Raw genomic sequence first — 13,938 nt, 5'->3', positions numbered from 1 at the left:
CATGCCCGGTAACAAAGCATGCGGCGTTTTTTATAATCTCTCTCTTACTGCATAAATCCCAATCGGCCATTCTGTGCGTCATAGGCAACCGCCATATAGCGGAACGGCGCAGAACCAATATTGGAAGATGTGGCCGTTTTAGAGACACAAAAAACCGTGTTCGCGGTCGTCATCAAAGCCAGATGAAAAACATCCTTGAAATCAATCTCGAATTTCTGCCCCTGTGACAGGCAGCCTGTCCTGCTCAGTTTCGGATTTGCATTTCCTATATTGAAAACCCCATAGGAAGCACCGGTATCAAACAAAATCGGTGTGCATGAGGCAGCCTCCCCATTGACGGTATAACAGCCTGTTAAAGATGTTCCCGTCCATGACGGCGCACCAGATGGGCCTGCTTTAGTAGGTTTAAGCGCTGCAAAGCTGAATTTTGCCGTATTTTCCTGGGTCAGCCCGACTGTCAGAGTCGGTGTTTTTCTGTCCCGGACATCAATAATATACCCATTCGATAATGGAGTAGGCAGCTGCGCCAAGGGGCTGACCAGACTGGTGCTTGTGTTCATGCTGATTCCCATAATGCCGGGCTTGTTGATACTGCCCGGGCAATTGGGTTGGGTAGCCGCGCAGTAAACCCGCGTGATCACACCGACGACAATCGGCTGCCTTGTTGTCACCGGTCCTTGAGAATCCGGAAATGCAATGGTTGTCTTGGCCCAGTATCCATCGAATCTGGTGCCATCCGTATAACCCTGCCGGACCCGTGTCGGAAGTGCCACGAGATCAGGCCCGGCATCCTTCTGCATGACGTAAAGACCTGCCGAGCCTGTATCCACCGAAACAGATGTTGTCGGTCCGCCACCGATAGAAATATGGACCATAACAGGAACATTGCCTGCCCTGATCGGGAAAAGAGGAATGCCGACACTCTTCGGCATAGGAGAGGAAGATCTGGTAACAGAGACAGAGCGACTTACTTTGACAGATGAGGAAGCCTGCCAAGACTGGGCATGTGCAAACTGGGTATATGCCAGCGGGGTCGTTGCCAGAAACAAACCTGCTAAAACAAAGGATCGGTATAATTTATTCGTAATCATTTCAATTTTCCTGAATAAAAATTTAGGAAAATTAACGCAGAAAAAAATATGGAAATCAAATATTCAATGCGGCCTCAAACTTATTTTTCAAAATGTCCATCAGGAGAAGGCCTGACATCAGATGTCAGGCCATGATCAGTCAGCGCTCCCTTACAAAATATGTATAAAAACGAATCCTGCCATCTTTATTTTCTCGATATAAGCCCTGAATCTCATTTTCAAATCCGGGGAACTGATTTGCCGCATCTTCAAAAGCTTTCAGATAGGCGACCATAGGCTCCGCATTGGGACCGAGCCTTTCACCGGGAACGATGGTCGCGATACCCGGCGGATAAACCAGCCACAATGTCGCGGCGATTCTTCCCTGCGCTTCTTCCAGGGGCAGGTAATCGACATTGTTGCGCACCAGTTCGCGCATGGCCTCGTGCGGCAGCATGGCCATCTCGGGCAGGTGCTGCGCCATGAACTGTTCCGCCTGTAACCGGCTGACCTGCCGGTCTCGATAGAAAGCGTGCATTTCCGCGCAGAGATCACGCAAACGCACGTTCTTATAGCGCTCCCGTCGACGTGCCACGAAATCCGGAATGGCGTCGGACAACAGCACGTTCTGATCATGCAGGTTTTTGAACGTGACAAGATAGGACAGCAACGTTCCCGCCTTGCTGCTTTCAATACCGGGCGTCAGAAGAAACAGCAGAGAATTCAGATCGTTCTTTTCCGGCACGATGCGGTTCTGACGCAGATATTCCGCCACCACCGGCGCCGGCACGCCATGATCGGCGTAGTTGTCCTCGTTGCGTCCATCAAAACCGGGTGTCAGCAAGGTCAGTTTGTTCGGATCGGTCATAACCCAGCCAGGATGCAGGTCGGGGAAGCCGTGCCAGTCATCACCGGGGCGCAACATCCACTGTTCCGGATCCGAAGCCAGCAGATCCGTCGGCGCATCTTCCCAACGTAATCCGGCGAAGGCCTCCGCCTTTTCCGAGGGCTGCACACGCTTGGGGACGAACGGCTCAAAAAACCACTGCAGATCGGGGCTGGTCTGCGCCTGTTTGTATTCTTTCCGCGTCAGCCTGATCTTTTTGCGCAGTTCGATCCCCAACCGGACCGTATCGTCCCACAATACCTCGCCGGAGCGGCCTTTCATCATCTGCGCACCGACATCAAGGGAGGCGAACAGCGGATAGAACGGGCTGGTGGAGGCGTGCAGCAGGAACATCTCGTTGAAACGGTTGTGACCGATCTGACGGTCCTGCCCTTTCAGATGACTGTCCTTCACATGGATCTGTGATGCCTGAGAGAAAGAAGCGAGCTGCTTGTGCGTGCTCTGTGTCACGATGATACCGGGATCGTTCTCACCCAGATTGCGCAGACCCATGCCGAAGCGCCCCCGGAACAGCGGGTGGAACTTCATGAAACCGGCCCATGCTTCATCGAACAGGATATAGTCACACAGATGGCCGATCGTCGCCAGCACTTCCTCAGCCGAATGGATAGTGCCGTCATAGGTGCACTGCTCGATCATCGCCACGCGGAACGGGCGAGGCTTGCGCCACGCTTCCGGATCGCGCACCAGCGGATGAGTGCGGATCGCTTCTCTCAGCGCCTCTTCATTCAACGCATCCCGCCGCATCGGACCGATCATGCCATGCGGGTTGCGGGCGGTATCAATATAAACCGGCACAGCCCCACTCAACAGCAAAGCGCCATGATGCGCCGCCTTGTGGTTGTTACGGTCGAACAGCACCAGATCGCCTTCCGCTAACAGAGCATTCAGCGCGATCTTGTTGGAGGTCGAGGTGCCATTCAGCACGAAATACGTCCGCTCGGCTCCGAAAATCGTGGCGGCTTCCCGCTGGGCTTTCAGGGCCGGACCTTCATGGGTCAGCAGATCACCCAGCTGAAGCACGGAATTGTCCAGATCGTCACGAAAGATCGCCTCGCCCAAATGCTCAACGAAAATGCGGCCGATCGGGCTGCGGCGATAGAACACGCCGCCATTATGCCCCGGACAGGTCCACAACATGTTGCCCTGCTCGGCATAGTCGACCAACTGGCCGAAAAAAGGCGTCTTCAGCGTATCGGCATATTGCCGCAGGCGTGCGACTAGGTTTTTCGCGATAAAGTCAGGCGTTTCGTCAGCCAGGAAGATAAAGCTGTCGATATTGTCCAGCACAGCGACCGGGATATCTTCCAGCCTGTGGCGACGTACCAGCACGATGATCGGCACATCCAGACCGCGCTTGCGGATCAGTTCAATCAGCCCGGCCGCCTTACCAGCCGCCCCTTTCTTGCCCCAGTCAACGATGACGCAACCAATGGCGGCGTCGGTACGGATGGCCAGCTCCGCATCGTCATCCCGGCGGGCGCGCAGCACGAAATATCCGTCCTGCTCGATCTCCTCCAGAATCTGTTGAAGGCGGATACCTTCCAGATCGTCCGGGTTAAAGGTCGGTGCGCAGACCAGAAATTTGAAGCGGCGTCCGTATTCCATTCCAGGCTCCCTTGAGTCGTCATGTGGCTATAGCGGTCCGGGCCAGTCTTCTGCAGGGGGAAAAGGCTCCAGAATGCAAATGTCTTTAATATTTCTCTTGAGGGAAAAAGCAGGCTGGCAGACGTTCCCCAACGGTGCCTTTGTGCCTGGACAAAATACAGCCTGATGACTCTGGCTGTTCAGGTATGGCCCGCATCATAGTATCCGGGGATTTTCTTATTTATGGTCTCTCTCAGCTTCGACGGTCGGATGGTCATTCTTGGCTTCGGCAGTATCGGCCAGGGCGTACTGCCCTTGATCCTGCGTCATGTCGCGATGCCCTCAGATCGGATCACCATTGTCACCGCCGATGATCGCGGTGCGGCTATCGCGGCTGAATATGGGATCGCTCATCATGTTATACAGCTGACCCGTGAAAACTACCGGGATATCCTGTTGCCACTACTCGGCAAAGGGGATTTTCTGGTCAATCTGTCGGTAGAGGTTTCTTCCGTCGCCCTGATCCTGCTCTGCCGTGAACTGGGGGCGCTTTATACCGATACCTGCATTGAGCCATGGCCGGGCGGATATACCGATCCCGATCTGACACCCTCCCAGCGTTCCAACTATGCGTTGCGTGAAAGTGCTCTGGCGCTGCGTGAAGGCTGTCCGGAAGACGCCCCGACCGCGCTGATCGCCCATGGTGCCAATCCCGGTTTCGTTTCCCATCTGGTCAAGGACGCTTTGTTAACCATTGCCCGCGATACCGGCCACGAAATCACCGCCCCGACCACGCGCGAAGGCTGGGCGGCCCTGGCGCAGACACTGAACATTCAGGCGATCCATATCGCCGAGCGCGATACCCAGGTCAGCAACCGTCCCAAAGCAGTCGGCGAGTTCGTCAATACCTGGTCCATTGACGGTTTCGTCGGTGAAGGCTGCCAGCCTGCCGAGCTGGGCTGGGGCACGCATGAGGCGGAGTTGCCGTCCGGCGGGCGCCATCACGATTTCGGCTGCGGTGCGGCGATCTACCTGATGCGCCCCGGCGCTTCCACCCGGGTGCGTAGCTGGACGCCGCTGGAAGGCCCGTATCATGGCTTCCTGATCACGCATAACGAAGCGATCTCGATCGCCGATTACTTTACCGTGCGGGAAGGCAGCTCCGTTCGCTATCGCCCGACCGTTCATTATGCCTACCATCCCTGCGATGACGCAGTTCTGTCGGTGCATGAACTGGCGGGCAAAAACTGGCAGATGCAGCCCCGCCAGCGTCTGATGATGAACGAAATCGAAAGCGGTATGGACGAACTCGGCGTCCTGCTGATGGGTCATGAGCGCGGCGTCTACTGGTTCGGCTCCCGCCTGACCATTGAGGAAGCCCGCAAGCTCGCCCCCCATAACAACGCCACCAGCCTGCAGGTGACGGCCGCGGTGCTGGCCGCGATCGTCTGGGCGATCGAAAATCCGGCCCGCGGCGTGGTCGAAGCCGACGAAATCGACCATGTGCGCGCCCTGGATATCATGCGCCCTTATCTGGGCGAAATGGCAGGTGCCTACTCCGACTGGACGCCGCTTGATGGCCGGGAAACGCTGTTCCCGGAAGATCTTGACCGCAGCGAGCCCTATCGCTTCAAAAATATCCTGGTCTGACTACTGCAACGACACCTATGCGGGGAGGATCAATTCCTCCCCGTCCTTAGTGACCCGGGCCTCAGCAACCAATTGCTGTAAATCAAGCTCCTGCTCCATGTCGTGGAGCACGGCGTCAGTAATTTCTCCGGCGCGGTGCAGGCGCAGAACCTCATGCCGCCCTGCCTTGATGGCTTCCAGTATCGCCATGAAATGGTCAATTTCATGCGGGCGATGCTCGTCCGGATTTTTCGCATAGATAGACGCGACACTTGCCCGATGGGCATATTGCTCCAGCAGACGGGGATGACGTTCCTTGCCATCAGGGGTGTGAGAAGCCCTCTGGATGGCCCGGTATTGCGCCGCTGTCATAGAAGCCCATGCCCGGTCTTCCGAGTGACGCTTCATTTCCAGTTCCTCGGCGCCACTCAGACGCAGCAGCCGGATAAGCGGTTCCAGTGTGGTACCCTGCACCAGGACCGTCACCAGAATAACCAGGAAGGTAGCGATCAGGATGAAATCACGGCCCGGCATGGTTTCCGGGACGGATAATGCCGCGACCAGACTCACCACCCCCCTCATTCCCGCCCAACCCATGATGGTAGACGCTGCCAGAGAAGGCGCCGGCCCATGTCTGACGCCAATAACCCGCATCAGAGAATAAAATCCGTCCGCCGCATATAGCCAGACAAACCGGGAGACAACAACAAGGGACACTACCAGAAGGGAGGGGAGCAGAAAGGCTTGAACGGCGTTCCCCTGATCTTCCAGCCTTCCCAGCACGCCTCGCAGGGAAAGGCCGATAAACATGAACAGGACAGATTCCAGCAGAAACACCAGACTGCCCCACACGGCATGGGCACGCATCCGCGTATCGGCCGAAAACACCTCATGCTGTCGCCAGCCGACGATAAGGCCAGTTGTCACGGTCGACAGAACGCCGGAAACATGGAGTTTCTCTCCGCCGATATAGGATATGGCGGCCATCAACAGCGTGACCGTCACGACGGCCTCACCATGGCCATGCAGCCAGCGGATCGCCAGCAATCCGGCGTACGCAATCACAGCCCCCAGCGCCACACCACCCACCGAGAGAACACAAAACGAGGTCAGTGCGCCAGACAGGCTGAACGTTCCCGTCAATGCCGCGACAATCGCAAAACGGAACAGCACCAGCCCGGCGGCATCATTCAGCAGGCTTTCGCCCTGCAACAGCACGGTGATGCGGCTCGGCAGACTCACCCGTTCCAGTACCGCGTTGGCCGCAACCGCATCCGGGGGCGACACAATGGCGCCAAGCGCAAAACACACCGCCCATGGCAGGTCGGGCAGCAACCATTTGACGCCGATACCCACCACCATAGTGGTGAAAATTACGGCTCCCACAGCCAGGAGCAAAATACCCCGCAGATTCTGCCGGAAATCACGCCACACAGTCATATATGCGCCGCTCATCAGCAGAGGCGGCAGAAAAATCACCAGAATCAGGTCGGGATCAACATCCGGCATCCCTATCCCGGGTATGAGTGCCAGCGCACCACCACCCAGAATGAAAGCCGCGGCGGCGGGCAGATGCAGCCTACGGGCCAGCACCTCCAACCCGACAATGGCTGCCAGCAGAAGAATCAGAAACTCGAACTGTTCCAAGCGTATCCTGCTCCTGCTGACAGGAGGACAAAGAAGTCAGGTGACCTCCTCCTCCAGCGGTGCCAGGTCAACACTGACCAGCATATCATGGCGGCCGCCGCCAAGAATGATGCCACGTACCGGGCTGACATCATCATAATCACGGCCCCAGCCGACCACCACATGTTCATCGGACACGATCAGGTTATTCGTGGGGTCGATATCCACCCAGCCATGCGCAGGACCAAGCCAGCATCCGACCCAGGCATGGGATGCATCCGTTCCCTCCCGCCGTTTCTGTCCCGGCGGAGGATAGGTACGGATATATCCGGAGACATAGCGGGCCGGCAGGCCGAGCCAACGCAAGCCAGCAATCACCATATGGCTGAAATCCTGACAGACACCCGCCTTTTGGGCTACCACCCGCGAAACCGGCGTGTGCAGATCGGTAATGCCGGCCCGAAATTTGAATTCTCCCCTGATCCGCGCCAGCAGATCGCGCAGCGCAGCCAGAACAGGCCGTCCAGGAGGAAAGCTGACAGCGACATAGCGGCCTGCATCGGGATCAGCCGGGGCCATCACACTGGGAAATACATATTCCGCCGCCTCCATAGCCGTACCACTGCCCGCACGGGCCAAGGCCGCGACCTCTTCCCAGGCAGGCGTCTCTTCATCGGGTGGAGGAGGCGGGAAAAAGGCTTCCACTATACTTTCCGCCATGACGGAAAAAACCTGATGCGACTGATCCAGTGAAAGCCATGAGAGATGGTTGCCGAAATGGTCCCGCCCATCCACGCGACGGGAAGGGGCAGGTTCGATGTCCAACCCTGTTGTCAGAACCTGTTGCCCGCGACAATCACGCGGCGTCAGATGCAGGATATGGCTGGCAAGATCGACCGGATCTTCATAGTGATAGCGGGTCAGATGGCGGACACGGAATTTCACGATACCACCCCATCTTCCTCCGCCAGCCGCGGCTGTCCGACGGACTGGCTGGGCAGCAGGGTGAAATACTGACGGGTAATCTGGTCGGAAAGAGCGGCCACACCTGTTTCCAGCCCCCGCAAACGCTTCGCCGCCGTCAACGTGGCAGCATATGGATCATCCGCCTTGACCACATCTCCGGCAATGGCGACAGCGTCCTCACCCAACGCGTTTGCGGCCGCAATCAAACCGGCTGCCTCGTCCGGCTGCTGTGCGGCCTCGGCGACCTGCATCAACCGCTCCTTGATCGCAACGAGCTGAAAAAACAGGCTGCGTGGATTGTCGGGATCGGCAATCACCAGATCCAGCGCCGGATCAGGCTGGATCGCCGTCAGATACCGATTCCGGTAGGTTATGGCGCTGTCGCATAATTCCAGTGCGATGCGCAGACCTGTCTCCAGCCAGGACGGGCGCGTATCCAGAACTGTTGCGAGCATACCGGCGGATGTCCATGCCCGTTCGATCCGACGCCCAAGCTCCAGAAACATCCAGCCGCCACCGCGCACCATATTTTCCGCCGCAGCACCGGAAACGGCCGTGCAGAAGCGGGATATTTCCGCCATGGCCTGCGCCATCTGATCCAGACTTTTGCCGGTGATCAACGTCTCTGCCCGCGCACTGCGCAGGGTGGTGGTGAAGGTGGCATACATTTCATCGGTCAGGCGATCCCGCACCAGCTCCGTCAACCGGGCAACCCGACCCAGCAGAATCCCCAGCGCGCCATCATCCCGTGTTGCCGAGAGCAATCCGCTGGCCAACAGACCATGCGCCCCCGCCCCCACCGGCGATGAAAGCAGGCCGGAGGTCGCCAGACATTGACCGAGCGTATCCAGCTCCACCATCTCATGCGGCAGCAGAAGGCCACGATTCAACCGGATCAATACGGCACGGGCCAGCCTCGCATCACTGTCCAGCCGCTCCACATAACGCCCCAGCCAATAAAGATTATCAGCCACCCGGCTCGGCACGGCAGCCGCCGTGCGGCGGGGTGCCAGTCGCGTGACAACGCGCAAAGCAGGACCGGCCAGATCCTGATGATCATCCGCCAGAACCCAGACATCCTTGCTCATGCCATGGGAAGCCAGACGCGCACCTCCCGCCTGCCCCTCCTGCACGACATAAGCAAGCCCACCCTGCATGGCACGCCATGCTGTGCCATCCCAGGCCAGAAAGACACGCAGCGTGATGGGCCGTGGCGTCAGCCCATCAGGCCCGGCGCAAGGTGCCCGGGAAGGTACCATATGCGCGAAGGCGGACCAGCGGCCGGGATTCACGGCAATGGTCTTTTCCAGTGCAGCCCGCTCATCCTCCGACAAAGCACCGGCAATAATGGGGGTCTCACTGCTATCCATGGCCGAACGAAGCACCCAGCGGGACAGATCCTGCCGGACCTCCGCCCACGCCGTTTCCTCCCCCAGCCAGAGCGAAGGCACCTGGGGAATATGCAATGCCTCGCCCAGCATTTTTTCGGCCAGCAACGGTATGAACGCGGCAAGGCCCGGGGCCTCCGCCATATCCGTGCCGGGGGAATTGGTGATGGTGACACTGCCGCTGCGCGCCGCTTCCAGCAGACCGACCGTTCCCGGCCCCGGTGCGAGCTCCAGCGGATCTACCGCCATCCCGTCTGTCCGGCGGATGACGACATCCACCGGCTGCAACCCACGCAGGGTTTTCAGAAAAACCCGACCATTGCGAACGGTCAGATCGCCGCCCTCAACCAGCGCACAGGACAATTCCCGCGACAGAAACATATGCTCGAACCATTGCGGCGAGCGATAACCGGGTGTCAGCAGCACGATCATCGGATTATGCTGCGGCTGCCCATCCTCGCTGTGCGGCGCAATTTCCTGCAACCGGTCAAGCCAGAAATCGAAGAAAGGCCGCAACCTGCGCACATGCGCGACGCGGAACGATTCCGGCATCACACGGGCCAGAATGCGCCGGTTTTCCAGCGCATAGCCCAGCCCCGCACAGCCGCATGTCCGGTCTGCCAGCACATGCCATCGCCCATCCGGCGCCCGGATCAGATCGGCGGAGTAGAAATCGAGCCTCTGACCCGAGGCAGTGCCATTATGCCCGTCGGAAGGACGATCCATTTGACTGCGACAGGCGCGCAGAAAAGCCCGGTTTCCATAAATCAGTGCGGGAGGCAGCCAGCCTTCCGACAAAACCCGTTGCGGTCCATAGACGTCCTGCACCATGGCCGACAGCAGGGAGGCACGCTGTGCCAGCCCCCGCGCCAGGGTCGAGAACTCCCGCGCCGTGATGGGCAAAGGCACCGGATCGCACCGCCACCCCTCACGCTCGACCGTGCCGGGAATCAAGCTGGAGACGCCCTCCTGCTCGAACATGCGGTCCAGCCGGCGGGCGCGCTGAGCGATGCCTCCATCCCCCAGCGCGGTCAGGGTTCCAAGGATGGAGCGCCAGTGGGGGCGTATGCTCCCCTGGCCATCGACCATCTCATCCAGCCCTTCGACGACGCTCACATGCCTTGTCCATCTGCCATGAACACTGGTTTTAGCGGCGCATCAGGGGGTGTCCACCTTCTTTCGACAGCACATGCACAGTTCGGCATGCACCCACCCCCTCTGTCAAACAATCCCACCCTGTTCAGTGTCCCCGCCGCAGATCGAGCGTCCGCGGCTGTTCCGGGTTAGGCAGAAGGCGAGGACGCTCCATCGGCCCGGATGTATGGCCGAACGGGAAGAAACGGGCGCGACGCCTCGCCTCGGCCTCGTTCGCATTTACAGGGAAACGATCATAGTTCCGTCCGCCCGGATGAGACACGTGATAGGTCATGCCGCCCAGCGAACGCCCGGTCCAGCTGTCATACACATCGAATACCAAGGGCCCATGCGCCGGAATGGTGGGGTGCAGGGAGCTTGGCGGTGACCAGGCCTTGAACCGGACACCTGCCACGTATTCGCCCTGCGTTTCGGTTTTCTGCAACGGCACCTCTGCGCCATTGCAGGACAGGACGTAACGTTCCGCTGACCATCCGGTGACCCGTGCCTGCAAACGCTCGACCGCGCTGTCCACATAGCGTACGGTGCCGCCGGCAGCAGGCTCCTCGCCCAGAATGTGCCATGGCTCCAGGGCATGCCGCAGTTCCACCACCATGTCGCGCACGGCGATTTCACCGACCAACGGGAAGCGGAACTCCTGATGCGGCAGGAACCAGTCCGGATCCAGACGCTGCCCGGCACCCGCCAGATGTTCCAGCGCATCCTTCAGATCCTGCGCGACGTAATGCGGCAGCATGAAATCATCATGCAGGCGCGTACCCCACCTGATCAGACGGCGCTCATAAGGGAACTGCCAGAATGCCGCCACAGCCGCCCGCATCAGCAAAGCCTGCGCCGCGGACATACGCGCATGAGGCGGCATCTCGAACGCCCGGAACTCGACCAGACCACGACGGCCGGAGCTGCTCTCCGGCGCATACATCTTGTCGATGCAGAACTCGGTACGATGCGTGTTGCCGGTCACATCCGCCAGAATGTTGCGGAAAATCCGGTCGGTCAGCCAGGGCGGAGTGGGGCTGAAGGGGGAGACCCGTTCGCACGCGATCTCCAGCTCCCGCACGCTGTCCTCCCGCGCCTCGTCGATGCGGGGATGCTGGCTGAACGGGCCGATGAACAATCCGCTGAACAGGTAGGACAGGCTGGGATGGTTATGCCAGAAACCCAGCATCGACTTCAGCAGGTCGGGCCGCCGCAGGAACGGACTGTCGGCAGCATGGGCCGCACCCATCACCACGTGATTGCCGCCACCCGTGCCGACATGGGTGCCGTCAAGCATGAATTTTTCGGTCGCCAGCCCGACCGCGCGCGCTTCTTCGTAGAGCTGTTCGGTCCGCTCCACATGCACCGCCCAGTTTTCCGAGGGATGCACGTTCACTTCCAGCACGCCAGGGTCAGGGGTGATGGAGAAAGACAGCAGACGCGGATCTTCCGGCGGCGCATAGCCTTCCAGCACCACGGGACGGCCTTCGGCGCGGGCCGTGTCCTCCACCCGAGCGACCAGTTCCAGCCAATCCTCCGCATCGTAGAGCGGTGGCAGGAAGACATGCAGCACACCACCACGCGCCTCAACCGCCAGCGCGGTGCGGACCACATCGGGTTCATCGCGCCCGATGACCGGCGCTTCCTGCCGGACCGGACGTTCCAGCCATGCACCGGGAGAGACATAGGCCGTCGCGCCCTGCCGATAAAGGGCACCCTGCCCGCTGCGGGTCGCATAGGCGGCTTCCATACCATCCCGTGACGGACCGCCCTCACGGGATGGACCACCATGTCCCCAACTGTAGGCGGCACGGGGCGCGAATGGATTTCTGGGCGCAAACGGGTCCAGCGGAAAATCGGTATCCAGACTGGACGGATCGGCCCATGGCAGACTTTGCAACGGCAGACGGAAGCCGATCGGGGCATCGCCGGGGATCAGGAACAGCGTATCCCCCCGGAAGAACCAGCGCCCGGACTGCCAGATACGGCGCCCATCGAGAATGGCGCGGCGCAGCGGCAGGATACTGCCGACTTCCGCATCCAGCCCCTGCCCGAACACACGCGCCAGCCTTGCCCGCTCCGCCGCATCACGCAGTTTGCTGCCTTCCGCCAGAACATTGGCGGGCAGACGGGATTCGCGCCACAGATAGTAATGGATATCCTCATAAGCAGGTGCGACCAGACCGGCATCGACCTCCAGCCGCTCTGCCAGCGCCCGGGCAAAACGACGCGCATCCTCCGGGGTCGCGTGATCGACCGTGTCGTCATCCGCCAGCAGGGCCGGATCGGTCCAGACCGGCTCCCCATCCACCCGCCAGTGCGCATACAGGGCCCAACGCGGCAATTGCTCACCCGGATAATGCTTGCCGAGCGCCAGATGCATCGCAGCCCCCGGTGACCAGAGGGCCGTCAGGCGACGCATCAGACGACCGGCATAAGCGCGCTTGGTCTCCCCCAGCGCATCCGTTTTCCACTCCGCAGACTCGAAATCGGTCGCAGAGACGAAAGTCGGCTCGCCCCCCATGGTCAGGCGCACATCACCGGCGTTCAGCGCACGGTCGGTCCGGGCACCAGCGGCCAGAATATCCTGCCAGGTTTTCTCGATATAAGGTTTGGTGGTGCGCGGTGTTTCCTTGATCCGCGTCACGCCCATAGCAAAGTCGAATTCGGTTTCCACCTTTTCGATCAGGCCGGAGATCGGGGCTGCCGAAGCCGGTTCCGGCGTCGCGGCCAGCGGGATATGCCCCTCCCCCGCCATAAGGCCGGAGGTCGCATCCAGCCCGATCCAGCCCGCGCCGGGCAGGTACACCTCGGCCCAGGCATGCAGATCGGTGAAATCCTCATCCGGGCCAGCCGGGCCATCCAGCGGCTTCACATCCGCCGTCAACTGGATCAGATAGCCGGAGACGAACCGCGCCGCGAAACCGAGATGCCGCAGCACTTGCACCAGCAACCACGCGCTGTCACGGCAGGAGCCAAGCTGCTTTTCAAGCGTTTCCTCCGGCGTAAACACGCCGGGTTCCAGGCGGACGACGTAATTGACACGCTCCTGCACCCGGCGGTTCAGATCGACCAGCATGTTGATGGTGGGCAGTCCATCGCCCTCCCCATCCGGCTTAGGCAGTTCATCCAGAAACGCCTTCAGCAGAGGGCCGGCTTCTTCCTGGCGACGGAAGGGAGCCAGCTCATGCTCCAGCACCGGATCATAGGCGAAGGGCCAGATTTCCGCTTCCGGTTCCAGAAAGAAGTCGAACGGATTGATCGTTGCCATATCGGCAACCAGATCGACCGTCACATCGAAATGAGTGACTTTTTCCGGAAACACGACCCGCGCCTGAAAATTGCCTTGGGGGTCCTGCTGCCAGTTGATGAAATGCGGCTGAGGCTCGACCTTCAGCGCATAGGACAGCACCGGGGTGCGGGCATGTGGTGCGGGGCGCAGCCTGATGATCTGTGGCCCCAGAGCCGCGGGCTTTTCATACCGGTAGGAAGTGCGGTGGGTAAGAGCGACATGGATCGACATGGGGTGTCCAACTGTTTCACCGGCGGAATAGGCGGCGTGAAGTGCCGTGCTTCCGGTTGTAAGATGGAAGCAATCCTTGCGCCACCGCGTAACCAAACTTTCTGTAGA

At 59.8% G+C, this 13,938-nt stretch carries 7 protein-coding genes; 1 reads left to right on the top strand and 6 read right to left on the bottom strand.

The window, feature by feature from the left end; genetic code table 11:
• Positions 1-44: 44 nt before the first annotated feature.
• Together GBCGDNIH1_RS15045 and GBCGDNIH1_RS15035 are read right to left on the bottom strand one after the other, a co-directional pair.
• Positions 45-1,091 carry a hypothetical protein gene (locus GBCGDNIH1_RS15045; RefSeq protein WP_011631231.1) on the bottom strand — a complete coding sequence of 349 codons (1,047 nt, stop codon included), beginning with the start codon at positions 1,089-1,091 and terminating at the stop codon, positions 45-47.
• A gap of 139 nt (positions 1,092-1,230) precedes the next feature.
• On the bottom strand, positions 1,231-3,585 hold the full coding sequence (locus GBCGDNIH1_RS15035) for an Orn/Lys/Arg decarboxylase N-terminal domain-containing protein (protein WP_011631230.1): 2,355 nt from the start codon (positions 3,583-3,585) through the stop codon (positions 1,231-1,233).
• Positions 3,586-3,807: 222 nt separating this feature from the next.
• Here GBCGDNIH1_RS15035 and GBCGDNIH1_RS15030 point away from each other — a divergent pair, with 222 nt between their 5' ends.
• On the top strand, positions 3,808-5,214 hold the full coding sequence (locus GBCGDNIH1_RS15030; RefSeq protein WP_011631229.1) for a homospermidine synthase: 1,407 nt from the start codon (positions 3,808-3,810) through the stop codon (positions 5,212-5,214).
• Between the two features lie 15 nt (positions 5,215-5,229).
• On the opposite strand, the gene GBCGDNIH1_RS15025 is transcribed toward GBCGDNIH1_RS15030, so the two are convergent.
• From GBCGDNIH1_RS15025 to GBCGDNIH1_RS15010, 4 genes are all read right to left on the bottom strand, one after another.
• Positions 5,230-6,840 (bottom strand): cation:proton antiporter, encoded by a 1,611-nt coding sequence (locus GBCGDNIH1_RS15025; protein WP_011631228.1) that lies wholly within the window; start codon positions 6,838-6,840, stop codon positions 5,230-5,232.
• Positions 6,841-6,876: 36 nt separating this feature from the next.
• Positions 6,877-7,764 carry a transglutaminase family protein gene (locus tag GBCGDNIH1_RS15020; protein WP_011631227.1) on the bottom strand — a complete coding sequence of 296 codons (888 nt, stop codon included), beginning with the start codon at positions 7,762-7,764 and terminating at the stop codon, positions 6,877-6,879.
• Complete coding sequence (locus GBCGDNIH1_RS15015) at positions 7,761-10,289, bottom strand: circularly permuted type 2 ATP-grasp protein (protein WP_011631226.1); 2,529 nt, start codon at positions 10,287-10,289, stop codon at positions 7,761-7,763. The genes GBCGDNIH1_RS15020 and GBCGDNIH1_RS15015 overlap by 4 nt, the downstream gene beginning before the upstream one ends.
• A 124-nt stretch (positions 10,290-10,413) precedes the next feature.
• The gene (locus GBCGDNIH1_RS15010; protein WP_011631225.1) at positions 10,414-13,830 is read right to left on the bottom strand and encodes a DUF2126 domain-containing protein; all 3,417 of its coding nucleotides are present in this window, start codon (positions 13,828-13,830) and stop codon (positions 10,414-10,416) included.
• Between the last annotated feature and the right edge of the window lie 108 nt (positions 13,831-13,938).

The sequence above is a fragment of the Granulibacter bethesdensis CGDNIH1 genome (assembly GCF_000014285.2).
GTDB classification, from domain to species: Bacteria; Pseudomonadota; Alphaproteobacteria; order Acetobacterales; family Acetobacteraceae; genus Granulibacter; species Granulibacter bethesdensis.
This window is presented reverse-complemented; position numbering and strand designations above follow the sequence as displayed.